The sequence below is a fragment of the Micromonospora sp. D93 genome, from assembly GCF_018070365.1.
Lineage (GTDB): Bacteria > Actinomycetota > Actinomycetes > Mycobacteriales > Micromonosporaceae > Micromonospora > Micromonospora ureilytica.
This window is the reverse complement of sequence record NZ_JAGPXW010000006.1, coordinates 148,281-171,267: the sequence shown is the minus strand read 5'-3', so window position 1 is coordinate 171,267 and position 22,987 is coordinate 148,281. Positions and strand designations below refer to the sequence as shown.

Below are 22,987 nucleotides of genomic sequence, written 5' to 3'. Positions count from 1 at the left end.
CGGTCCGTCACCGCCCGGCCAGTGCACCCCAGCCCGGGTTGACCGGCTCCCGGCGCAGCGGCATGCCCGCCTCCGCCGGCGTCCGGTCCCCTTTGCGCTGATTGCAGGCGTAGCAGGCGGCGGTGGTGTTTCGCCAGGTGTTCCGGCCGCCGCGTGAGCGGGGCAGGATGTGGTCGATGGTGGAGGCCGGGCCGCCGCAGTACGCGCAGCACCTGTCGTCGCGGCGCAGCACACCGGCGCGCGACCAGGCCGGCCCGGAGTTGAACCTCCACCGGGTGACCACGAAGCGGACCAGCCGCACCACCCGGGGCATCGGGAAGACCCCGATCACCCGGTCCGGCTCGGCCTCGTGGATCTCGGCCACCCGACGGCAGAGCATCCGCACGGCGTGTTGGACGGTGACCCGGTGCAGCGGGCCGAGGTCGGCGTTGATGACGAGAACGGCGTCCACCGGGACTCCTTTCCAGATGGTGACGGACAGCGAAAAGCCGCCCGGTCCGGCTGTCGGACGGGGCGGCTCAGCGCGTACGGGTACGCGTCAGTCGGGCCGGCCCGCCCGGGGACCTTCCGCTCGGTAACCGTCACCGGGCAGCGTCGACGGCACGGTGGTGACGTGCGACATCGTCATGAGTTGCTCCCGCGGTGGTGGTTGACCTTGCGCGCTCACGGTAGGTCGACACGGGAGACGCGAGCAACGTATTTCGGTCGGCCGGCCTCCTCGGGACGCCGCTGGCGCCGGGTGCGGGGAGGTGTTTTCGCCGAGACCCGGGCGGCGGTCAGCGGCCGGTTCAGCCGCAGGGCCATCCGTGCGGTGAGTTCGCTGTCCAGCAGGGGCCGGTTGACCTCACCGGCGACCGCCAGCGCCGGCCCGGAGACCGACCGCCAGATCGCGGCCAGCCCGGCGCCGAGGCCCACCAGGGCGACGGTGGCCCGGGTGGTCGGTGAGCCGGCGGCCGCGGCGGCGCTCACCCCGACGACCGCGAACAGCACCAACAGCAGGGGTACGAGCACCGGCCAGAAGATACCGCGGGCCGCCTGCGCCACCAGCCGCCGGTCCCGGATGATCAGATTTCTGGCGATCACCGCGTAGTCCTCCTCGTCGAGCAGGTCGCGGGGGTGCAGGCCGCCGGTGAGCACGTCGCGCCAGAGGTCACCCTGGCCGCGCAGCGCCCGGCTCAGCGCGGCGGGCGTCGGCTCGGTCGGGTCGCCGTGGCCGGCGCGGTCGACCGCGCTCGCCCAGGCGGCCAGCGACCGGCGCACCACCGCGGCCGAGTACGGCGGCAGCACGCTGGCAAGCTCGTCCAGCCATCGGCTGATCTGGACCTGCCGGCCGCCGAACTGTCGCAGCAACTGCGCGACGTCGCCGGCTCGGACGGTGTCGGCCACTGACCGGCCCAGTCGGTAGGCCAGCCCGACCCGGTGGTTGGCGGCCATCGCCCAGCGCAGCACCTCCACGTTGAGGTCGTCGAGGGCGAGCAGCAGCGGCACCGGGTCGGCGAGGTCGGGCCGGCCCGGGTCGGGGAGCAGGGCACGGGCGGCCGACGTGTCGGGTACCGGCCGGGTGTGCCGGGTGAGGTCGGCGATCTGGGCCAGGGCGACGTCCACCCCGTCGAGGTACATCCGCATACGCCGGTGGGCGGACATCTCGGTGAGGTTGGAGAGTTTGGCCGGCGGTACGGCCGGGCGGGCCTCGACGAAGGCGCGGGGCTCCGCCTGCTGCCCGTGGTGGTAGGCGTCCGCCATCCACCAACCCAGCCGGAGCGCGGTGACGATGCAGGCGCGCTCGTCGTGGATCAGCGGGTACGTGTCGTCGCGGCCGACCTCGTCGATCGACGAGCCGTTCTCCGCGCCGGCGCGGTGCAGTGGTGACATCTCCCGCTGCCCTCCCGCCCGGCCGATCGACGGTTGATCATTCGAGCGTACGGCAGCGTACTGTGGCTTATGTTGTGTTTTGTCGATTTAGCCTGGTCCGACCGGCCAGCAGGCCACGCGGTCGGATCGAGCGCACCGGCTCCGCCGCGCCACCCTCGGCGCGCAGGATGTGGTTCGCGGCGATGATCCCGGTCGCGGCCGAGCGTTCCATCAACGCGCTCGGGAAGTCCGTGGCGATGCCGTCGCCGGCCAGGTAGAGGCCGTCCGCGTCGGTGCGTACCCCCGGTCGCCACGCGTGGCTGCCCGGCGTGAACGCCGGCGCCTGCGCCTCCACCCGGGCCCGCAGCTCGCGGACCCGCAGGTCGCCGACCTCCGGCCAGAGCGCGACCAACTCGCGGCGCATCCGCTCGGCCAGCTCCTCGGCCGGCACACCGGGCTCGCAGGCGTACGCGTGCAACTCGATGACCGACCCGCCGGTCTGCTGCGCCCAGCGACGCGGCTCGTTCTCCAGCCGGTGATAGAGCGTCACCGAGTCCAGAGTGGGCTGGCGGGACACGCCGCTGAACACCGCCCGCTCGGCGGCCACGTCCCCGGCACACCAGTACCGCGCCACCGCGTACGGCGGGCCGGGGTTGCCGAAGGCCGGCATCCGTGCCGCCAGTTCGGGTGCCTGCTCGGCCAGGTCCGGTGAGGCCGCGACCAGCGCGGCGAGCGCCGGCGGGTCGACGGCGAGCACCACGTGACCCGCCGGATGGCTGCCGCCGTCGGTGGTCGTCACCCGCCAGCCGTCGGCGTCGCGGTGCACCCCGGTGGCGGCGCAGTTGGTGAGGACCCGACCGCCGTGCTTCTCCACGTGCCGGGTCAGCGGCTCCCAGATCGCCGTGGCGTAGTCCTCGTCGGGGCAGTCGAAGGCCAACCCTTCCGGATTGCCGAGCAGGTAGAAGTGGAACTGGGCGACCATCTCGGCGGCCGACATCTCCGCCTCGTGGTTGAAGAACGAGTGCGAGAAGACCTCGAACAGCATCGCCCGCGCCCGGTCCGGCAGTCGCAGCGACGCCAGCAGCTCGTCGGCGGTGGCATCGTCCAGGTCGGCGTAGGTGCGCACCGGGTCGTAGCTGAGCAGCGGCAGCGCGGCGTCCCGATCCATGCGTCGCAGGTCGGCCAGGCGCAGGCTGGGGCTGCGCAACAGCAACGCGAGCAGGTTCGCCGGCGGCGCGGGCGGCAACTTGCCGAACTCCTCGGTCGGCCACTGCCCGCTGAGAATCGGGTAGCCCGGAATGGGCTTGAGGAAGCCCAGGCCACTGTCGACCCGGCGGAGGATCGACCGCCAGTTGTAGTACTGCCGGAAGAACGCGTGGAAGCCGTGCTCGTTGCGCTGGCTGCCGTCGGCGAGCGCCTCCGGCCAGGCGCCCAGTCGACCGCCCAGCGTCGGCGCCGCCTCCAGCACCGTGACCGCCACACCCCGTTCGGCCAGCACCACCGCCGCCGACATGCCGGCGATGCCGCCACCCACCACCAGCGCCGTGGTCGGTCGCGGCACGCGGTCGGCGCCACCACCGCCCGGGTCCACCTGGTGCTGCCGTACGCCGAGCAGCCGACCTACCAGTTGCGACAGCGCCATGGAGCCCAGTCTGCCGCACCTTCGCTCAGTCGGCCGGCAAGCAACGGCGGGGGCGGTCCGAGGCGGGCCAGACGTACTCCAGATCCTCCGGCACGTCGTCGCCGAACAGTGGGCGGTAGTGCGCCGGGTCCTTGCGCAGCAGCGACGAGCGGTGACTCAGGTGCAGGTCGTCGCGGCCCAGCCACGGTGGCAGCTCACCGGCTCGGGCCAGCTCGTCCTGGGTCCGTACGACGCCGCCCCCGCAGGCGGCGGCGAGGTCGACGGCCATCGTGGCGGCGCAGGTGTCGGCCCGTCCCGGTTCGGTCCAGACCGCGCACATGTCCAGCCCGTAGCGGACCAGCGCCTCCTCGTACCCGGCCCACATCTTCACGGCCGGGTGGTTGCGCCAGCCGTACCCGGGTCGGGTGAGCCCACGCAGCACCTGGATGGCCTCCACCCGCTGCTTGCCCAGCCGCTTCTGGTCCAGCGTGCGGGCGCTGGCCAGAAAGCCCGGGTACGGGAGGAACGTCTGCATGCCGCTGCTCTACCCGTCGCCGTGGCGCGCATGCCTGGTCACGGGATGATCCGGACGGGGTCGCCCACCAGGGCCGTGCTGATTACGATCCGGGCATGGCGGAGCCGTGGCGGGACCGGGCGCGACGCGCGGTCGAGTGGAACTGGCGGCTGCGCTCCGCGACTGATCCGCGCCCGCACTATGTGATCTGCGGGAAGGACGCGCTCGCCTACTACGTGGCTCGGGCGATGCTCGAATCCGAGCTGCCAGCGGGCGGGGCCCGGGTGACAGTCGTCGTGCCGGAGCGTTACCGCAGCAACGGCCCGGACGTGGCGGGGTTGCGGGGGATCCGGGTGATCCGCTCGGATCGGTTGGACGTGAACACCTTCGAGGCCGCCGGCCTGGCCGGGGCGACCGGGCTGGCCCTGCTGCACCAGGACGACGTGGGCAACCTGCACGCCGCGCTCTGCGCGCAGGCCGTCGATCAGCGGGTCCGCCAGGTGCTGCGGATGTTCAACGGCACCCTCGCCGACGGCGTCCGCAAGCTGGTCACGGCGCCGGTCGAGGTGCTCTCCGACGCCGAGATGGCCGCGCCGGCGTTCGTGGCCGCCGCGCTCAACGAGGTCGACCCCAGTTCCTTCCAACATCGGGACAAGACGCTGCGGGTGGCGCGGCGGGCCGACGTCCGACCGCAGGACGTGGTCTGCGCGTTGGCCCACCTGACCGAGGCGCAGGGGGTGGAGCTGCTGCCGGCCGAGCAGGCCGGTGCCGACCTGGTGCTGGCCGAGGCGACGGGGCAGCCGCCGGGCACCGAGATGGCTGCCCGTCGGCTGGTCCGGGCTCGACGGCGGCGCCGGCCCGTCGCCGTGCTGATGAGAGCGGTACGCGGCTTCGCCACCCGCAAGATCGGCATCGCGGTGATGCTGGTGCTCGCGGTGATCGCGGTGTTGGGTGCGCTGATCTCCCGCGCCGAGGGCGTCTCTCCGGCGGAGGCGCTGTATCTGACACTCGTCACCACGCTCAGCGGTGCCGACCCGGACACCGACAAGGCAGCTGGCTCGCAGATCATGCAGGTGGTGCTCAACCTCGCCGGCTTGGCGCTGATCCCGCTGATCACCGCAGTCGTGGTGGACGGCATCGTCAACGCCCGGCTGGCCCTGCACACCGGCCGGTTGCAACCCGCCCGGGTCGGGCACGTCGTGGTGATCGGCCTGGGCAACGTCGGCACCCGGGTGATCGCGCAGTTGCGCGAGTACGACGTCGAGGTGGTGGCGATCGACAAGGATCCCGCGCCACGCGGCGCTGCGCTGGCCCGCCAACTGGAGGTGCCGCTGATCGTCGGCGACGCGGCGTTGCCCGAGACGCTGGCCGCCGCCTCGGTGGCCGACTGCCAGGCGCTGGTGGTGGCGTCCACCGACGACGTGGCCAACCTGGAGGCCGCGCTCGCCGCCCGCGACCTCCGTGCCGACCTGCGTGTGGTGCTTCGGCTCTTCGACGGTGACTTCGCCGAGCGGGTGGAGGAGACCTTCGCGCTCGGGGTGTCCCGGTCGGTCTCCTACCTGGCCGCCCCGGCCTTCATCGGGGCGCTCACCGAACGCGCCGTGATCAGCACCATTCCGGTCGACCGGCATGCGCTGCCGGTCGCCGAGGTGCCGGTCGCCCCCGGCTCCGAGCTGGACGGCCGACCGCTTGACGTGGTCAACCGGGACGGGCAGGTCCGGCTGATCGCCCGTACTCCGGCGGGCGGTGCCAAGACGATCTGGTGGAAGGACCTGGATCCCCGGCAGGTGATCTTCGCCGGTGACCGGCTGACAGTGGTCGCCCGGCGGCGCGGGTTGGACTGGCTGACGCGGCAGTGCGCCCCGCCTGCCCACCCGGTCCCGATTCCTCGGCCGGGCGGGGTTCCCGGCGGGTTGAAAACCCCAGCGGCGGCGTCTCCTCCGGTGCCCAGCCCGACGGACTCCGGGGTCGCCGCGTCCGCGCCCGGCGCGGCTCATCCCGTTCCCCCCGCCGAGGGTGCCTCTTCGACGACCAACGGCGGCCCACCTGACGAATTCGAGCTGATCCGCAGGCAGGACGGGACCGGCGAGGCGAGCTAGTGGCTTGCATTGGCGTACGTTGTGCGTACAATCGGGTTGTGAGTGCCAAGGCGGAGCGACTGCACCTGCGGGTAGACGAGCAGCAGAAGGCGCTGCTGGAGGCGGCCAGTCAGGCGGCCGGGGACAGCGTGTCGACGTTCGTGTTGAAGGCGGCGACCGAAGCCGCTGCGGATGTGCTCGCCGACCGGCGGGCGTTCCTGCTGGACGAGGACGCCTGGCAGGTCTTCGATGAGGCGTTGCAGGGGCCGGCGCAGGACGTCGCCGGGCTGCGGGAACTGTTGACCGGTCCGACAGTGCTCGACCTGCCGACTGATGGTGCGCCCCGGTGAGTTCCCGCTTCTCGGCGGTCGAGCCGCTGTCGGCCGAGTTCGCGGTCACCGGGTTCGACTGCGGCTCCCGCGCACAGTCGGTATGGCTGATCGAGCATGCCCTGCAAGCGCACCGGGCGGGCTTGTCCCGGGTGTACGTGGTGCGGGACAACGAGCACCCAGATCAGAGAGTGGCCGGCTACTACGCTCTGGCTGCCGGTAGCGTCGCCCCCGCCGATGCCTCGCCTCGCCTGCAGCAGGGGGCCGGCCGCTACCACCAACCGGTGGTGATCCTGACTCGGCTCGGGGTCGACCGCGGTGCCCAAGGCGTCGGGCTGGGTCGAGCCTTGGTGGTCGACGCACTACGGCGGATAGCCGCCGCCTCCGAGGTCATTGGCGTACGCGCGGTGCTCATTCACTGTGAGACAGAAGCTGCCCGCGACTTCTACCAGCGGCTGGCCAAGTTCGAGGCGAGCCCCACCGACCCCATGCACCTGTTGCTGTTGATGAAGGATCTTCGCCGCGCGCTCAGCGGCTGACCCTCCCGAACGCAAGGCTGGCGGATCGGGCCGTAGGAACCGTCCGGCACTGAGCGACAATTTATGGCATGCGTTTCCGCATCCTGGGGCCGACCCAGGTGGTGCTGGCCGACGGGCGAGAGGTCCCCGTGGGCGGTCCGCGGCTGCGCACTCTGCTGGTGCTCCTCCTGCTCGACGCGGGTCGGGTGGTCTCCGCCGAGCGCCTGATCGACGGCCTGTACGGGGAGCATCCGCCTCGGGGCGCGGCCAACGCGCTCCAGTCCCAGGTGTCGCGCCTGCGCCAGGCTCTGAGCGCCGAGCACGACCCGGTCGAGTTCCACCCGGCCGGTTACCGCCTGGCTGTGGATCCCGGCGACGTCGACGCGTACCGGTTCGAACGGCTCGCCGAGGCGGGACGCCGCGCGCTCGCCGACGGCGACTGGTCCCGGGCGGCGGCCGTGTTGCGCGAGGCGCTGGAGTTGTGGCGTGGTCCCGCTTTGGCCGATGCAGTCGGCGCAGCCGGCGCGCCCGCCCAAGCGGCTCGGCTGGAGGAGCTGCGGCTGGCCGCCACCGAGGATCGGGTCGAGGCGGACCTGGCGTTGGGCGCACAGGGCGCGCTGATCGCGGAGCTACGGGAGTTGGTCGTCGCGCATCCGTTGCGGGAGCGCTTGCGGGGCCAGCTCATGCGCGCCCTGACCGCTCTGGGTCGGTCGGCGGAGGCCCTGGCCGAGTTCGAGGACGCCCGGCACACGTTGGCCGAGAAGCTTGGCGTCGACCCATCGGCGGAGCTGGCCGCGGTGCACCTGGCGGTGCTGCGTGGTGAGGAACGCCTGTCGGCCGAACCGGCTCTGCCGAGTCAGCTCACCACGTTCGTCGGGCGGGAGGAGGAACTCAAGCGCGTCGGCGAGTTGCTTGGCGAGCGACGGCTCGTCACCCTCACCGGCCCCGGGGGCGCCGGCAAGACGCGCCTGGCGATCGAGGCTGCCGGTCGAGTCGACGGGGAGGTCCGTCTCGTCGAGCTGGCGGGGCTGGCCGACGGGTCGGACGTACCGCAGGCGGTGCTGAGCGCGCTCGGCCTGCGCGACGCGGGCCTGCGCGCCCCGGCCGAGCCGGGCCGGCACACCATCGATCGGCTGGTCGAGGCGCTCGCCGAGCGGCGACTGCTGCTGGTGCTCGACAACTGTGAGCACGTCCTCGTCGACGCGGCCCGGCTGGCCGCCCGGTTGCTGAGCGCTTGTCCGGCGTTGCGCGTCCTGGCCACGAGTCGGGAGCCGCTCGGGCTGGCCGGTGAGGCGCTGTGCCCGCTGTCCGGGCTCACACTGCCGCCGCTCGGCGCGTCCGCGCTGGAAGCCGACGACTACGCGGCTGTCGGCCTCTTCGCCCAGCGGGCCGCCGACGTCGCGCCCGACTTCACCGTCACGCCGGCCAACGTCGAGATGGTGCTGCGGATCTGCTGCGGCCTGGACGGTCTGCCGCTGGCGATCGAGTTGGCGGCCGCGCGGCTGCGGGCGCTGTCCGTCGCCGAGGTGGCCGCCCGTCTCGACGATCGGTTCCGGTTGCTGTCGACGGGCAGCCGGGCCGTGTCGCCGCGGCACCGCACCCTCCGGGCGGTGGTCGGGTGGAGTTGGGATCTGCTCGACGACGCCGAACGGGAAGTGGCCCGACGGCTGACCGTCTTCGCCGGTGGGGCCACGCTGGAGGCGGCCGGGCGGGTCTGCGGCCTGCCCACCTCCGAGTTCGTCGACGCGCTCACCGGCCTGGTCGACAAGTCCTTCGTGGAGATGACCGGCGGCCGATACCGGATGCTCGAAACGGTGCGGGCCTTCTGCGCCGAGCGTCTCGCCGAGGCCGGCGAGGCCGACCAGCTACGTCGTGCGCACACCGCGTACTTCCTGGAGTTCGCCTGGACCGCGAGTGACCACCTCCGGTGTGCGGAACAACTGCACTGGCTGCGCCGGCTCGACGCGGAGCGGGACAACCTGCACGCGGCGTTGCGTCGCGCCACGGCCGCCGGTGACGCGCCCGACGCGGCCGGGATGGTCGCGGCCCTGTCGTTCTACTGGTGGCTGCGCGGCATGCGCGGGGAAGGGGCGCGGCTGGCCACCGACGTCCTCGAACTGCTCGGCACCGAGGCGCCTCCGGGGCTGAACGAGGAGTTCGCCCTGTGCGTCTACAACGCCTCGCTCGCCGGTTCCGGCCCGCTCCCGTCCCTCGGAACGCAGCGGTCCGTGATCCGTAGCCTCGACCGGCCGCCCCGACAGCCGTTCCTGCTGTACCTGTCGGGGATCTCGACCGGACCGCCGTCCGGCGGCGCCGAGAATGTCGACGAGCTGATGGCGGAGCTGCGGCGGCTCGTCGGCCCGGACGCGTGGATCAACGCGCTCGGCGCGATGGGCACCGGCTCGGCGCTGATGTGGAGTGGCCAGTGGGACCGGGCCCGGACCGCGTTGGCCACCGCGCTCGACAGCTTCCGGAGCACCGGGGACCGGTGGGGCACCATGATCACGCTCGGTGTGCTCGGTGAACTGGCCGCCTGGCAGGGCGATCCGGAGATGGCGGGCGCCCACATGGATGAGGCCATGGGATTGGTCGAGGCGCTCGGGTCGGCCGTCGACCAGGCCGACATGCTGCGTACCCGGGGCGAGATAAGGCTGCGCGCCGGTGACCTCGCGGCGGCGCACGACGACTTCGCCGGTGCGCTGCTGCTCGCGCAGCGCAGCGGCGCGCCCGAGTTCGTGGCCAGCGCCCGGCTCGGCCTCGCCCAGGTGGCCCGTCTGCGTGGGGACCTGGCGGCCGCCAGACGATTCTGCGAGGAGGCGTTGGCCGGCGGCCTCACCGGCTGGTACGTCGGCGACGCCGCCCGCGCGGAGATCATCCTCGCCCTGAAGGAGATCACCGAGGCGGAGACGGCCGGTGCGCGGCCGTCAGCGGACGGTGCGTGATCCGTCAGCGCCCCACCGCACCGTGGGGGCATGACGACATTCGAGGTGGTCGCCGAGGGTCTGGGCAAGCGGTACGGCCCGACCCGCGCGCTCGACACGTTCGACCTGACCGTGCCGCCCGGCACGGTCCACGGACTGCTGGGACCGAACGGCGCGGGCAAGACGACGGCCGTGCGGATCCTCACCACGCTGCTGCGCTTCGACACGGGAAGGGCCACAGTGGCCGGGTACGACGTGCTGCGTCGGCCGGACGAGGTGCGCGCCCGGATCGGGCTGACCGGGCAGTACGCGGCGGTCGACGAGATCCTCAGCGGCCGGCAGAACCTGGAGCTGTTCGGCCGGCTGTTCCGGCTCGGCCGACGGGAGGCCCGTCGACGCGCCGGCGAACTGCTGGAACGGTTCGGGCTCGACGAGGCGGCGAGTCGCTCCGCCGGTGAGTACTCGGGTGGGATGCGCCGCCGACTGGACCTCGCCGCCAGCCTGATCCGTACGCCGCGCGTGCTCTTTCTGGACGAGCCGACGACCGGCCTGGATCCGCGCAGTCGCAACCAGGTGTGGGATCTGGTCCGTGGTCTCGTGGCGGACGGGACCACGGTGCTGCTCACCACGCAGTACCTGGAGGAGGCCGATCAGCTCGCCGACCGGATCTCGGTGATCGACGCCGGTCGGGTGGTGGCCGAGGGCTCGCCGGACCAGCTGAAGTCGATGACCGGTGGTGACCGGGTCGAGGTGGTGGTACGCGACGCGGCCGAGTTGGGCCGCGCCGCCCGCCTCGTCGCGCGGATCTGCGGCGCGGAGCCCGAACTCGATCCGGAGGTCCGACGGCTCAGCGTGCCGGTGGTCGATCGCGTCGCCGGCCTGGTCGACGTGGTCCGCGCACTGGACGACGCCGGGATCGCGGTCGAGGACATCGGCCTGCGGCGCGCGACGTTGGACGAGGCGTTTCTGCACCTGACCGGGCACCGGCCGGACGAGGCCCGCGAGCCGGTGGCCGCCGGACGAGAGGCGGACGTGGCATGACCACTGTGATCGCCGATGGCTGGACGATGACCAGGCGGAACATGACCCACGTGATCCGCGCGCCGGAGGAGTTGATCCTCTACTTCTCGCTGCCGATCATGTTCGTCCTGGTCTTCGGGTACGTGTTCGGCAGCGGCATGCAGGTGGCCGGTGGTGGCAGCTACCGCGAGTTCCTGCTGCCCGGGGTGTTCGTGATGACGATGCTGTACGGGCTGGGGGCCACCGCGACCGGCGTGGCGCTGGACCTCAGCCGGGGCGTGGTCGACCGGTTCCGGTCGATGCCGATGGCACGGTCCGCCCTGATGACCGGTCGCAGCGCCGCCGACCTGCTGCGCGCCCTGCTGGAGATGTCCACCCTGTTGATCTGTGGGCTGCTCGTCGGGTGGCAGTGGCGGCAGGGCGTCGGCAAGGCGTTGCTCGCCGTCGGCCTCCTCCTGCTGCTGCGAATCGCCATCACCTGGGTCGGGATCTACCTGGCGTTGCTGGTCCGCAACCCGGAGACGGTCGGTGTGATCGTCTTTCCGGCGGCGTTCCCGTTGAGCGCGATCTCCAATGTCTTCGTGTCGCCCGAGCTGATGCCGTCGTTCATCGGGACGATTTCGGAGTGGAATCCGCTGTCGGCCACCGTGGCGGCGATCCGCGAATTGTTCGGCAACCCGGGCCTCGGTGGTGACTCCTGGCCGGCGGAGCACGCGATGCTGTTGGCGGTGCTGTGGCCGGTGTTGCTGATCGCGACGTTCGCCCCGCTGGCCGTGCGCCGCTACCAGCGGTTGAGCCGCTGACTCCGGCCGTCTGGCGGGGTCAGCGGCGGGCCCGCAGAGCGTAGGAGGCGGCACCCACTGCGAGCACACCGAAGCCGGCGAGAACGCTGCCCAGCGGCAGGTTGACCGCCAGCAACAGACAACCGAAGAGCCCGAGGCCGGCGAGCACCCGGACCGGCAACCGCCGGTCCGGGTCCCGGCCCACTGTGAGTGCCGCCGCGTTGGTGATCGCGTAGTAGACGAGCACCGTGCAGCTGGAGAAGCCGATCGCGGCGCGTACGTCGCCGAGCAGCACCACCACGATCACCACGACTGCGACCGCCAGCTCGGCGCGGTGTGGCACCTGGCGCACCGGGTGCACGGCGGCCAGCGCGCCGGGCAGGTCACGGCGGCGGGCCATGGCGAGGGTGGTCCGCCCGACCCCGGCGACCAGGGACAGCAGCACCCCGACGACCGCGATGGTGGCACCGGCGCGGACCACCCACGCCAGGCCGGGCAGCCCGGCGGCGGTCACCACGTCGACCAGGGGCGCGGCGGAACCGGCCAGCCGGTCGGCGCCGAGCACGCCGAGCGCGACCACGGCCAGCACCAGGTAGATCACGAGCACCACCCCGAGCGCCAGCGGCACCGCGCGTGGAATGGTCCGCTGCGGGTCGCGGACCTCCTCGCCGAGCGTGGCGATCCGGGCGTACCCGGCGAAGGCGAAGAACAGCAACCCGGCGGCGGCGAGCACGCCCCGCGTCGAACCGCCGGCCTCGGTGAGCCGGTCCAGGCGCACCGGCCCGCCGACCACACCGACGACCGTGACGAGAACCAGCACCGCAAGCACCAGCGCGACCAACGCCCTGGTCACGGCCGCGGTCTTGGCGATGCCGCGCAGGTTGACCGCGGTCACCGCGAGCACCGCGCCGGCGGCGACCAGCCGGGCCTGACCCGGCCAGAGGTACGCCCCGACGGTCAACGCCATCGCCGCGCAACTCGCCGTCTTGCCGACCACGAAGCCCCAACCGGCCAGGAACCCGGCGAACGGCCCGAGACGCTCCCGGCCGTACACGTAGGTGCCGCCGGACTCCGGGTAACGGGCCGCCAGCCGCGCCGAGCTGGTCGCGTTGCAGAAGGCGACGAAGCCGGCCAGCACCAGCGCGGGCAGCAGGCCGGCGCCGCCGGCCGCCGCCACGGCCGGGCCGAAGACCACGAAGACGCCCGCGCCGAGCATCGAGCCCAACCCGATGACAACCGCATCGGGTACGCCCAGCCGCCGCGCCAGTTGATCCACGAATCAGAACCTAGGGGTACGAGGTGAACGGCCGATCCCACGCGCGTAGCCGGCCGGGGAGCGGCACGCCGTCCCAGGGTGCCCGGTGCAGCAGCCGGTCCAGGAGCAGGCCCAGCAGCAGCCCGGCCACCGAGTCGGTCAGCCAGTGCCAGCCGAGGTAGGTGGTCGTGGTGAGGACGACAAGCGGCGGCACGACGCGGATCACTGTGACGAGCCGGGCCGGCAGTTGGCGGCCGAAGCTGCGGGCCAGAGGGGCGAGCAGCAGCGCGATGACCCCGTACCAGACGATCGCGTTGGCGACGTGCCCCGACGGGTAGGACTGGGCGAACCGCACCGGCAGGTCGTCGTGGAACAGCGGCAGGGTCTGCTCGGGCGTCAGGAACGGCTCCTTGACGCTGGCGCTCGGTGCCGCCCGTGCGGTCCAGATCTTGAGTGGGCCGATCGTCAGGTTGGTCAGCACGAACGCGACCACCGGAGGCAGGATCGGCCGCACCGACCGCAGCCGGACGGCCAGCAGCACGCCCAGCCCGGCGGCGATCAACGTCAGCGGAGTGCCCTGGCCGAGGAAGTTCAGCACCCGGGCGACCCAGTACGCGGCGGCCGGCCGATGCCCGTCGGCCCAGTCGGCGACCGCCCGGTCCACTCCGAAGAGCTGGTCGGCGGCGAGCGCCACCGTCAACCCGACCAGACCGACAAGCAGGAGCGCGTCGAACCACCAGCCGGCCGGGCGGACGGGCCGTAGTCGCAGGTCACGTCGTACCGCTGTGGGTTTGAGCACGCGACCACGCTACCGGCCCGGCACGAGGCCGGGGTGTGCGGCGCTGTGGGCCGAACCACGATCAGGGGCGGATGCGGGGGCGACCAGTCATGCTTGTGCCCGTGCGGATCACGTCTGCCCTCGTGGACCCGGCGCTGCTCGACCTGCCCTGGTCGACACCGCTGGAGGAGTGGCCTGCCCAACACCTGGTCGCGCTGCCGCAGGGCATCTCCCGGCACATCGTCCGGTTCGTCCGGTTGGGCGAGTACGTGTACGCGTTCAAGGAGACCCGCGAGCGGATCGCCGAGCGGGAGTACGACCTGCTCCGGGCCCTGGAGCGGATCGACTTCCCCTCGGTCGAGGCGGTGGCGGTCGTCGCCGACCGGCAGACCGCGGACGGGGAACCCCTCGAATCGGTGCTGATCACGCGGCACCTGCAGTTCTCGCTGCCGTACCGGGCGCTCTTCTCGCACACCCTCCGGCCGGAGACGATGAGCCGGCTGCTCGACGCGCTCGCCGCCCTGATCGTGCGGATGCACCTGACCGGCTTCTTCTGGGGCGACTGCTCACTGTCGAACACGCTGTTCCGTCGGGACGCGGGCGCCTTCGCCGCCTACCTGGTGGACGCGGAGACGGGTGCCCTGCACAACACGCTCTCCAACGGTCAGCGCGGCGAGGACCTGGAGATCGCCCGGGTGAACATCTTCGGTGAGGCGTTGGACCTGCAGGCCGCCGGCCTGCTGCACGAGTCCATCGACCCGGAGGTGGTCTGCGAGGAGGTCGTGCAGCGCTACGAGCGGCTCTGGCACGAGATTACCTACGAGCAGGCGGTCGAGCGGGAGGCCCGGCACGACATCGAGGGCCGGATCCGCCGCCTCAACGAGCTGGGCTTCGACGTCGCCGAGGTGGCCATGTCGTCCATCGACGACGGGCGTTTCCTGGTCCGACCGAAGGTCGTCGACGCCGGCTACCACACCCGGCGGCTGCTGCGGCTGACCGGTCTGGACGCCGAGGAGAACCAGGCACGCAAGCTGCTCAACGACCTGGACGCCTACCGCGCGGAGAGCGACCTGATCGACGAGCAGCAGGCCGCCCACCGCTGGCTCACCGAGGTCTTCGAGCCGGTGGTCCGGGCCGTCCCCGCGCACCTGCGCCGCAAGCTGGAGCCGCAGGAGCTGTTCGCCCAGATCATCGAGCACAAGTGGTTGCTCTCCGAGCAGGCCGGCCGGGACGTCGGGATGCGCCACGCGGTCCAGTCGTACCTGTCCGACGTGCTGGTGCACCGCCCCGACGAGCAGGCCATCCTCGGCGTCGAGGTCCCCGCCGTCGGCTGAGTCGGGCCCTCCGCCCGCTCCGGCTGTTCTGCCTGCTCCGCCTGCTCCGCCTGCTCCGCCTGCTCCGCCTGCTCCGCGCGCCGTTGGGAGTATGGGGTAGCTGCCTTTGGAGCTGATGTCGCAAACGAATCGGCGCCGGGTCGCCCACAGGGGGTCGCCGAACACGTCGGTACGAGGCCGATGTTCGCCACGAGGCCGATGTTCGCCACGAGGCCGATGTTCCACGAGGCGCCGGCGCGCCGGCGGTGGGAGAGGCGCTGGCCGGCGGCGGGGACGGCCGATGTCGCAAACGATTCAGCTCCAAAGGCACTGCGGCGTACACATCGGGCCCGGCCGAGACGACCCGGCGGATGCGAGCGGCGACCGGGCCCCCGTTACTCCACCCAGGAGCCTCCGCGCAGCACCCGCACCACGTTGAGGTCGTCGTCGAGCACCACCAGGTCAGCGCGGAGGCCCACCTGGAGGGACCCGACCCGGTCACCCAGACCGATGGCCCGCGCCGGGGTGGTGGCCACCATCCGCGCGGCGTCGGCGATCGGGATTCCGGCGTTCACGGCATGCCGCAGCGCAGCGTCCATGGTCAGGGTGCTGCCGGCGATCGCGCCGTCGCGGGCGAGCCGGGCCACCCCGTCGGCGACGGTGACGGCCTGGCCGCCCAGCTCGTACTCGCCGTCGGGCATCCCGGCGGCGGCCATCGCGTCGGTGATCAGCGCGGCGCGGTCCGGGCCGGCGGTCGCCGTGACGAAGGTCAGCATGCCGTCGTGCAGGTGCACCCCGTCGGCGACCAGCTCGCAGATGACTGTGGGCGCGTCGAGCAGGGCCACCACCGGCCCCGGTTCGCGGTGATGCACCGGTCGCATCCCGTTGAACAGGTGGGTGCCGACACTGGCGCCGGCGGCGACCGCGGCGCGGGTCTGCTCGTACGTGGCGTCGGTGTGGCCCACCGCCGCCACCACCCGCTGCGCGGTGAGCAGCTTGATCGCCTCCAGCGCGCCGTCGCGCTCCGGGGCGAGGGTGACCATCCGGATCGCCCCCCGGCCCAGCTCGATCAGCTCGGAAAGCTCGTCGGTCGACGGGTCGCGCAGGAACTCCGGGTTCTGCGCGCCGCAGCGGGCGGCCGACAGGTACGGCCCCTCGAAGTGGACCCCCGCCAACACTCCCTCGTCGACAAGTGGGGCGAACGCCTCGGTGGCCTTACGCATCAGCGGAAAGGGCGCGCTGACGAGGCTGGCCAGCAGTGTGGTGGTGCCGTGCGAGAGGTGGAAGTCGGCTGCCGCGCGGGCCTCGTCGGCGTCACCGGTGGTGAAGGTGTGCCCGCCACCGCCGTGCGTGTGCATGTCGACGAAGCCGGGCACGATCCAGTGCCCGTCGCGCACCGACGGATACTCGGCCACCGCTGTGATCCGATCACCGTCCCACTCGACGCAGCCCTGTCGGACGACTCCGGTCGGGGTCACCACTCGGCCGTTCACCCGTACGGTCATCGCTTCTCCTGATGGTCACGGACACCCACGGCGTCCAGGGCGAGCAGGGCGGCACCGAGGCAACCGGCCTCGTCGCCGAGGGCTGCCGCGACCAGCTGCGGCTCCCGGTGGAAGGTCATTCGTTCGTGCAGCGCCGCCCGCAGCGGGCTCAACAGTCGGTCCCCGGCCTGCGCGAGGCCACCGCCGAGCACGATCGTCGCCACGTCGAACAGCGCCTGCCCGCTGGCGAGGCCATCGGCGAGCGCCTCGACCGCCTCCTGCCAGACCTGGCCGGCGAGCGGTTCGCCGGCCGCAGCCCGTTCGGCCACCTCGGCCGCCGTCACCGGCGCGTCCGCGGTCTTCCCGGCGAGTTCGGCGTAGCGGCGGCCGATCGCGGCGGCCGACGCGACCGCCTCCAGGCAGCCGGGTCGGCCGCAGCCGCAGCGTGGGCCGTCCGGCCGGACCAGGATGTGGCCGATCTCCCCGGCGGCGCCGTGGGCTCCCACGGCGGCCTTGCCGTCCACGACGTGAGCAGCGGCGATGCCGGTGCCGATGGCCACGAACAGCACGTGCCCGGTGCCGCGTCCGGCGCCGAGCCGGGCCTCGGCGAGACCACCGACACGCACGTCGTGGCCGAGCGCCGTCGGCAGGCCCAGCCGTTTCACCGTCAGGTCCCGCAGGGGTACGTCCCGGAAGCCCACGTTCGCCGACCAGACCGCGACGCCGTGCGCCTCGTCCACCACCCCGGGGACGGCGATGCCGACAGCGATCGGGGCGAGCCCGTCGGCGCGGGCCTTGTCGGCCAGCCCGCCGGCCACCTCCAGGATGGTGCCGACCACGGCGGCTGGGCCGCGGGCAGCGTCGGTGGGGTGCCGCTCGCTGCGTACCACGACGCCGTCCGGTCGGACCAGGGCGCACTTCATGCCGGTGCCGCCGACGTCCAGCGCAACGACCACGCGGTCGCTCATGCAAGCACCACGGACCGGGTCAGGTGTCGGGGCGCGTCCGGGTCCAGGCCCCGGCTGGTGGCCAGGGCGACAGCGAAGCGTTGGGCCAGGATCAGGTCGGCCATCGGGTCGACCGGGGTCCGGCCGGCGGACCAGCTGCCCAGCACCGTGCGCCAACCGTGCGTGCGGCTGTGCACGAAGGCGGCGCCGGTGGCGGCCACATCCTCCGGCAGCCCGTCGGGCAGCTCACCGAACGCCCAGACCAGCCGGCCCGGCGCGGCGACCGAGATGGGGCCGTGCCGGTAGTCCATCGCCGGGTACGCCTCGGCCCAGAAGGTGGCCGCCTCGCGGCACTTCAGCGCCGCTTCCTGAGCCAGCCCGATCGTCCACCCCCGGCCAAGGAAGGTGACCTGTTCGATGGTGGCCGGGTCGATCGGCAGCGGTGATCGCACTGCCACCTCGGCGTCGGCGGCGAGCGCGGTCACCGGGTCACCGAGCTGGGCCCGGAGCACTGCCAACGCGGTGGTCGCGAAGCGGGTCTGCACGACCGACCGTTCGTCGGCGAAGGGCAGGGCCACGGTGGCGGCGGCCAGGTCGACCGCCGGGGACGCGGGGTCACCGACGATGACGGTGGTGGGTGTCCGTCCGCGCAGCGCGGCGAGCAGCTCCAGCACCTCGGTGGTGGTGCCGGAACGGGTGATCGCGATCAGCCGGTCGTAGCGGCGGCCGGCGGGGAACTCGGACGCCTGAAACGCGTCGGTCTCACCCTGGCCGGCCTGCTCGCGGCGGGCCGCGTACGCCATCGCCATGAACCACGACGTGCCGCAACCGACGACGGCGACCCTCTCACCGGGGCGCGGTAGATCACCGCGTACGACCTCGGCCAGCCGGGCCGCCTCCCGCCAGCAGTCGGGTTGGCTCGCGATCTCCGCGTCCACGTGCGCCATGGGAACTCCTCGCAGGCCGATCGGTGCGCAATACGGCTCGTTAGACCCGCATTTCGCGCGTTATTCTGCGCGAACGCGGGTGACCATGGCAACCGACGATCCGATCGCGCAGGTCAGTCTTTTGCGCAAGCCTAGTTTCGCGCACTAGTGTGCACGCAATCAATCACCGTCCGTGCAGTTGCTGGGAGGGCCCCCGCAGTGGACCGGTACGCCAGATGGAACGCCCTGCTCGAAATGCTGACCGACAACGGCCGGGTCAGCGTCGAGGCGGCAGCCGAGCGGCTGGACGTCTCCCAGGCCACCATCCGGCGTGACTTCGACCAGCTCGCCCAGCAGCAGATGATCACGAGGACCCGGGGCGGCGCGGTCGCCAACGGTGTGTCGTACGACCTGCCACTGCGCTACAAGACGGCCAAGCACTCGGCCGAGAAGCAGCGGATCGGGGCGGCCGCCGCGGCGCTCGTCACGCCGGGCACAGTGGTCGGCCTGAACGGCGGCACCACCAGCACCGAGGTGGCGAGGGCGCTCGCCGTGCGACCGGATCTGAACACCAGCGCCGAGGGCGCCCAGCTCACAGTGGTGACAAACGCGCTGAACATCGCCAACGAGCTGCTGGTCCGATCCCGGATGAAGGTCGTGGTGGCCGGCGGAGTGGTGCGCCCGAAGTCGTTCGAGCTGGTCGGCCCGCTGGGCGGGGCGCTGCTGCGCGAGGTCACCCTGGACGTCGCCCTGCTCGGTGTGGACGCGATCGACCCACAGCTCGGCGCCGCCGCCCACCACGAGGGGGAGGCGGCGATGAACAACCTGATGGTGGCCCGCGCCAAGCGCGTGGTGATCATCGCTGACTCGTCCAAGCTGGGGGGTCACGCCTTCGCCCGGATCTGCCCAGTCGAGCGGGTGGAGACGCTGGTGACCGACTCCGGTGCCGCGCCGGAGGTGGTGGACGCGTTCCGCGCTGCCGGCGTACAGGTCATCTGCGCCTGAACGGTCACGCTCCGTCGATGAATTAGCCTGTTCGGCGCGTCGGTGCATACCGCGTATTGCGCGCTCCTGCATACCGCGTATGGTGTCGGCTGTCACGCCCACCCATCGGGGGAGGTGCAGCTTGCCAGCTGTCCTGGAGATCGAAGGTCTACGTAAGACGTACAAGAGTCGTCGACGCGGCACCCGCAACGCGCTCGACGGCTTCGACATGCAGGTCAACGCGGGGCAGGTGCACGGCTTCCTGGGTCCCAACGGGTCCGGCAAGACCACCACGCTGCGTACCCTGCTCGGACTGATCCGACCCGACGGTGGCCGGATGGCGCTGCTCGGGCACGAAGTTCCCGACGCGCTGCCCGCTGTCACCGGCCAGGTCGGCGCGATCGTGGAGAGCCCGCAGTTCTTCCCGCACTTCACGGCCCGGGACACGCTGTCCCTGCTCGCGGGGGCGGGCGAGGTGCCACAGGCCCGGGTTGACGAGGTGTTGGAACTCGTCGGGTTGCGCGACCGGTCCGGCGAGCGGGTCAAGACGTACTCGTTGGGCATGAAGCAGCGGCTCGCCGTGGCCTCGGCCCTGCTGAAGAACCCGAAGCTGCTCATCCTCGACGAGCCGGCCAACGGCCTCGACCCGGGCGGCATCCGGGAGATGCGCACGCTGATGCGGACGCTCGCCGAGTCCGGAATGACAGTGGTGCTGTCCAGCCACATCCTCGGTGAGATCCAACTGATCTGCGACTCGGTCACCATCATCTCGCTGGGCCGGCGGGTCGCGTTCGGCCCGGTCGACGAGGTGCTCGCCCAGCACTCGTCCGGTGCGGTCCGGATCCGGCTGGAGGCAGTCAGCGACCTGCCGGTGGCCACCGAGGCGCTCACCCAGGCCGGGATCCGGGTCACCGGTCACCCGGACCACCTGATGCTGGCCGGCGTCGACAAGCCGGCGTCGGTGACCCGGCTGCTCGCCGAGAAGAACCTCTACGTCAGTGAGTTGGCGCCGATCGCCGTCGATCTGGAGAGCGTCTTCCTCGAACTGACCGCCACCGCGCCGGTACCCGGTCAGCACCGGCAGGTCGACGAGTCCATGAAGGTCGGCGGGACGGGTCAGCCCGGTCCCGCCGGGGGAGGGTGGGGCGCGTGAGCCTCTTTCGTACCGAGCTGCGTCGGCTCAGCAAGCGGCGTTTCACCCGTTACATGACACTGCTCGGCCTGCTGGTGCTGGCCGCGGTGGTGGTAGGGGTGTTCTTCACCAACCAGAAGATCGATGCCGGCCAGTACGCCAAGGCCGAGCGTAAGGCCGACCAGCAGTACCAGGAGCAGGTGCGCTGGAGCGAGCAGGCGCGCGCCGAGTGCGAGCAGGCCAAGACCGCCGGCACGGCGAACAATGATCGCTACCCCGACGACTGCTCGATGATCACGCCGCCGTCGCGGGACCAGATCGAGGCACAGTGGTTCCTGCCCTCGACGTTCGACTTCAAGGAGACGTTCGACGAGACCCTGATCCCGTTCGCGGCGATCCTCGCCCTGGTCGGGTTCGTCATCGGCGCGTCCTTCGTCGGCGCCGAGTGGAGCACCGGCGGCATGATGAACCTGCTGCTCTGGCGGCCGAAGCGGCTCACCGTACTGCTCACCAAGCTGGCGGCGCTGCTCACCGGCATCCTGGCGGTGACGCTTCCGGCCGCGGTGCTGTGGTTTGCCGGGTTCTGGGCGGTCGCCAACTTCCGGGGCAGCACCGAGAAGATGACCTCGGGGGTCTGGCAGTCGTTCATGCTGACCGGTGTACGCGGCGTGGTGCTGGTGTTGGTGCTCACCACAATCGGCTTCGCCCTCGCCTCGCTCGGTCGGCACACCGCGATGGCCCTCGGTGGCGTGGTGGCGGTGATGGTGGTCGGCCAGTTCGGCCTGGGCATCCTGCTGTCCATGGCGGGCGTGCGGTTCGCCGAGGCCTGGCTGCTGCCCACGTACGCGCTGGCCTGGATGACGAAGACGGTCACGTTGCAGGACTGGAACTCCTGCAACGCGACCTTCAGCGGGGAGTGCAAGCCGGCCACGATGGACATCACCTGGCAGCAGTCCTCCGTCCTGCTCTCGGTCGGGGTGGTGGTGATCCTCGGGGCGGCGCTCTGGGCGATGCGTCGCCGCGACATCACCTGACCTGACCGGAGTGACGCGGCGCGGCCGGCCCGGCCGTCGGGGTTCCCGGCGGTGCGGACCGGCCGCGCCGCTTGCTGCGTCCCTGGTCGCCGCTGGCTAGGCTGAGCGACATGTCCGCCGACACCACCCCGGCCGCCCCCGAGCCGTCCATCGACGCTCGTCCGGGTGAGGGCGCGGGTGCCGCCGGGCCGACAGTCCCGAGTCCCCGACCGGCGCCGCCCATCGAGACCGACGACTCTGCGTCGCCGGCGGACGAGTCGACGCAGCCCGCTGATCCCGCGCCGGGGCTGACCGAGCGGGAGCGGGCCATCCTCGCCTTCGAGCAGCAGTGGTGGCGGCACGCCGGCGCCAAGGAGCAGGCCGTCCGGGACACCTTCGGGATCTCGTCGACCCGGTACTACCAGTTGCTCAACGGTCTGCTGGACAATCCGGCCGCACTCGCCGCCGACCCCGTGCTGATCAGTCGACTCCGCCGGTTGCGCTCGTCGCGCGCCCGCAACCGCCGCCGCTGACCGCTACCGGCCGGGGCAGGAATGTAGCCGAACCCAAGGGGTACGCGGGGAGCGCGCCTCGCCGGAGGCGACGGAGGAGGCAGGCTATGACGGGCAGCAATCCGACGGAGGAACGCCCGTGATGCGGGTACGCTCCGCGTCCGCGCCGGCCCCGGGCCGGCCGGTCAACGAGGATCTGGTCTTCCGGTTCGGCCCGTTGGTCGGTGTCCTGGACGGCGCGACGGTGCCGGACGGCTTCGATACCGGCTGCGTGCACGGGCCCGAGTGGTACGTCCGGCACCTGGCCGCCCGTATCGGCGTCGCCGAGGCGGTACGCCCGGCCGCCCGGCTGACAAGCAACCTGGCCGCGGCCATCCTCGCGGTGCGCGCCGACCACGGCGGGCAGTGCGACCTCGACCATCCGGGCACCCCGTCCAGCACGGTCTGCCTCCTGCGGGACTGCGGCGACCAGGTGGACTACCTGGTGCTCTGCGACAGCCCACTGGTCCTCGACGCCGGCGGGCAGGTCAGCGTGGTCACCGACAACCGGCTGGACACGGCGATGGCCGAGCTGCGGGAGACGGTGGCCATCGTGCCGGGCGGCGCGGCGGACCCGGTCACCCGGTTCCGGCACGCCGTGAGCGTGCAGCGGGAGCGGATGAACCGCACCCACGGCTACTGGGTGGCGGCTTCCGACCCGGACGCGGCCTTCCACGCGGTGACCGGGACCGCGCCCCGGCACGGTCCGGGGGCGCTCCGGCGGGCGGCGTTGCTCAGTGACGGCGCGTCCAGCGCGGTGGAGCAGTTCGCGCTGACCGACTGGGCCGGTCTGCTGGACCTGCTGGGCGCCGACGGTCCGGGTGCGTTGATCGACCGGGTGCGGGACGCCGAGCGCGACCACCCCGACCGACTTCGCCGGCACAAGTCCACCGACGATGCATCGGTGGTGTTCTGCGAGTTCGTGTCGGCGGTTTGAGCGTTCGACACCCGGTCGGGTGACAACAGAGCG

General features: G+C 72.2%; 21 protein-coding genes. 12 read left to right on the top strand and 9 right to left on the bottom strand.

From position 1 onward, the window contains the following. Window positions 1-7 precede the first annotated feature (7 nt). From KBX71_RS10045 to KBX71_RS10030, 4 genes are all read right to left on the bottom strand, one after another. Window positions 8-451, bottom strand: coding sequence for an HNH endonuclease (locus KBX71_RS10045; protein ID WP_124818902.1), 444 nt, complete (start codon window positions 449-451; stop codon window positions 8-10). A 212-nt stretch (window positions 452-663) separates the two neighbouring features. Continuing rightward, window positions 664-1,872 carry a hypothetical protein gene (locus tag KBX71_RS10040; protein WP_247683212.1) on the bottom strand — a complete coding sequence of 403 codons (1,209 nt, stop codon included), beginning with the start codon at window positions 1,870-1,872 and terminating at the stop codon, window positions 664-666. A gap of 67 nt (window positions 1,873-1,939) precedes the next feature. Further along, window positions 1,940-3,493: an FAD-dependent oxidoreductase gene (locus tag KBX71_RS10035; protein ID WP_210817689.1), complete on the bottom strand. Its 1,554-nt coding sequence runs from the start codon at window positions 3,491-3,493 to the stop codon at window positions 1,940-1,942. A 25-nt stretch (window positions 3,494-3,518) separates the two neighbouring features. Continuing rightward, window positions 3,519-4,007: an MSMEG_6728 family protein gene (locus KBX71_RS10030; protein ID WP_210817688.1), complete on the bottom strand. Its 489-nt coding sequence runs from the start codon at window positions 4,005-4,007 to the stop codon at window positions 3,519-3,521. Between the two features lie 95 nt (window positions 4,008-4,102). Between KBX71_RS10030 and KBX71_RS10025 the strand changes: the two genes are divergently transcribed. The 6 genes from KBX71_RS10025 (at window position 4,103) to KBX71_RS10000 (ending at window position 11,655) form a co-directional block, all read left to right on the top strand. Then, window positions 4,103-6,085: a TrkA family potassium uptake protein gene (locus KBX71_RS10025; protein ID WP_247683211.1), complete on the top strand. Its 1,983-nt coding sequence runs from the start codon at window positions 4,103-4,105 to the stop codon at window positions 6,083-6,085. Window positions 6,086-6,123: 38 nt separating this feature from the next. Next, a complete protein-coding gene (locus tag KBX71_RS10020) occupies window positions 6,124-6,414 on the top strand; it encodes a DUF1778 domain-containing protein (protein WP_210817687.1) in 291 nt (96 codons plus the stop codon). Beyond that, window positions 6,411-6,932 (top strand): GNAT family N-acetyltransferase, encoded by a 522-nt coding sequence (locus KBX71_RS10015; protein WP_210817686.1) that lies wholly within the window; start codon window positions 6,411-6,413, stop codon window positions 6,930-6,932. Before KBX71_RS10020 ends, KBX71_RS10015 begins: the two co-directional genes overlap by 4 nt. A gap of 68 nt (window positions 6,933-7,000) precedes the next feature. Continuing rightward, window positions 7,001-9,853: a BTAD domain-containing putative transcriptional regulator gene (locus KBX71_RS10010; RefSeq protein WP_210817685.1), complete on the top strand. Its 2,853-nt coding sequence runs from the start codon at window positions 7,001-7,003 to the stop codon at window positions 9,851-9,853. Between the two features lie 30 nt (window positions 9,854-9,883). Beyond that, window positions 9,884-10,873, top strand: a complete 990-nt coding sequence (locus KBX71_RS10005; protein ID WP_210817684.1) for an ATP-binding cassette domain-containing protein — start codon at window positions 9,884-9,886, stop codon at window positions 10,871-10,873. Further along, window positions 10,870-11,655 carry an ABC transporter permease gene (locus KBX71_RS10000; protein WP_210817683.1) on the top strand — a complete coding sequence of 262 codons (786 nt, stop codon included), beginning with the start codon at window positions 10,870-10,872 and terminating at the stop codon, window positions 11,653-11,655. The genes KBX71_RS10005 and KBX71_RS10000 overlap by 4 nt, the downstream gene beginning before the upstream one ends. 19 nt (window positions 11,656-11,674) lie before the next feature. On the opposite strand, the gene KBX71_RS09995 is transcribed toward KBX71_RS10000, so the two are convergent. Then, window positions 11,675-12,910 (bottom strand): APC family permease, encoded by a 1,236-nt coding sequence (locus KBX71_RS09995; protein ID WP_210817682.1) that lies wholly within the window; start codon window positions 12,908-12,910, stop codon window positions 11,675-11,677. 10 nt (window positions 12,911-12,920) lie between these two features. Further along, entirely contained in the window at window positions 12,921-13,658 is a 738-nt protein-coding gene (locus tag KBX71_RS09990; protein WP_210817811.1) for a phosphatase PAP2 family protein, read from the bottom strand. A 119-nt stretch (window positions 13,659-13,777) separates the two neighbouring features. Here KBX71_RS09990 and KBX71_RS09985 point away from each other — a divergent pair, with 119 nt between their 5' ends. Beyond that, window positions 13,778-15,001: a DUF4032 domain-containing protein gene (locus KBX71_RS09985; protein ID WP_210817681.1), complete on the top strand. Its 1,224-nt coding sequence runs from the start codon at window positions 13,778-13,780 to the stop codon at window positions 14,999-15,001. 374 nt (window positions 15,002-15,375) lie between these two features. Here KBX71_RS09985 and nagA read toward each other — a convergent pair whose 3' ends face one another. The 3 genes from nagA to KBX71_RS09970 are packed head-to-tail and all read right to left on the bottom strand — an operon-like array spanning window position 15,376 to window position 18,358. Then, complete coding sequence (nagA, locus tag KBX71_RS09980) at window positions 15,376-16,485, bottom strand: N-acetylglucosamine-6-phosphate deacetylase (RefSeq protein ID WP_124816280.1); 1,110 nt, start codon at window positions 16,483-16,485, stop codon at window positions 15,376-15,378. Then, entirely contained in the window at window positions 16,482-17,432 is a 951-nt protein-coding gene (locus tag KBX71_RS09975; protein ID WP_210817680.1) for an ROK family protein, read from the bottom strand. The genes nagA and KBX71_RS09975 overlap by 4 nt, the downstream gene beginning before the upstream one ends. Continuing rightward, on the bottom strand, window positions 17,429-18,358 hold the full coding sequence (locus KBX71_RS09970) for an SIS domain-containing protein (protein ID WP_124816278.1): 930 nt from the start codon (window positions 18,356-18,358) through the stop codon (window positions 17,429-17,431). Before KBX71_RS09970 ends, KBX71_RS09975 begins: the two co-directional genes overlap by 4 nt. A gap of 198 nt (window positions 18,359-18,556) precedes the next feature. On the opposite strand from KBX71_RS09970, the gene KBX71_RS09965 reads away from it, so the two are divergent. The 5 genes from KBX71_RS09965 to KBX71_RS09945 all read left to right on the top strand — a co-directional run bounded on the left by KBX71_RS09965 (window position 18,557) and on the right by KBX71_RS09945 (window position 22,954). Next, window positions 18,557-19,342 carry a DeoR/GlpR family DNA-binding transcription regulator gene (locus tag KBX71_RS09965; RefSeq protein WP_091403015.1) on the top strand — a complete coding sequence of 262 codons (786 nt, stop codon included), beginning with the start codon at window positions 18,557-18,559 and terminating at the stop codon, window positions 19,340-19,342. A gap of 121 nt (window positions 19,343-19,463) precedes the next feature. After that, window positions 19,464-20,474, top strand: a complete 1,011-nt coding sequence (locus KBX71_RS09960; RefSeq protein WP_256442005.1) for an ABC transporter ATP-binding protein — start codon at window positions 19,464-19,466, stop codon at window positions 20,472-20,474. After that, window positions 20,471-21,487, top strand: coding sequence for an ABC transporter permease subunit (locus KBX71_RS09955; protein WP_210817679.1), 1,017 nt, complete (start codon window positions 20,471-20,473; stop codon window positions 21,485-21,487). Before KBX71_RS09960 ends, KBX71_RS09955 begins: the two co-directional genes overlap by 4 nt. A 110-nt stretch (window positions 21,488-21,597) precedes the next feature. Continuing rightward, on the top strand, window positions 21,598-21,999 hold the full coding sequence (locus KBX71_RS09950) for a DUF3263 domain-containing protein (protein WP_210817678.1): 402 nt from the start codon (window positions 21,598-21,600) through the stop codon (window positions 21,997-21,999). A 121-nt stretch (window positions 22,000-22,120) separates the two neighbouring features. Next, on the top strand, window positions 22,121-22,954 hold the full coding sequence (locus KBX71_RS09945) for a hypothetical protein (protein WP_210817677.1): 834 nt from the start codon (window positions 22,121-22,123) through the stop codon (window positions 22,952-22,954). The last annotated feature ends 33 nt before the right edge of the window (window positions 22,955-22,987 follow it).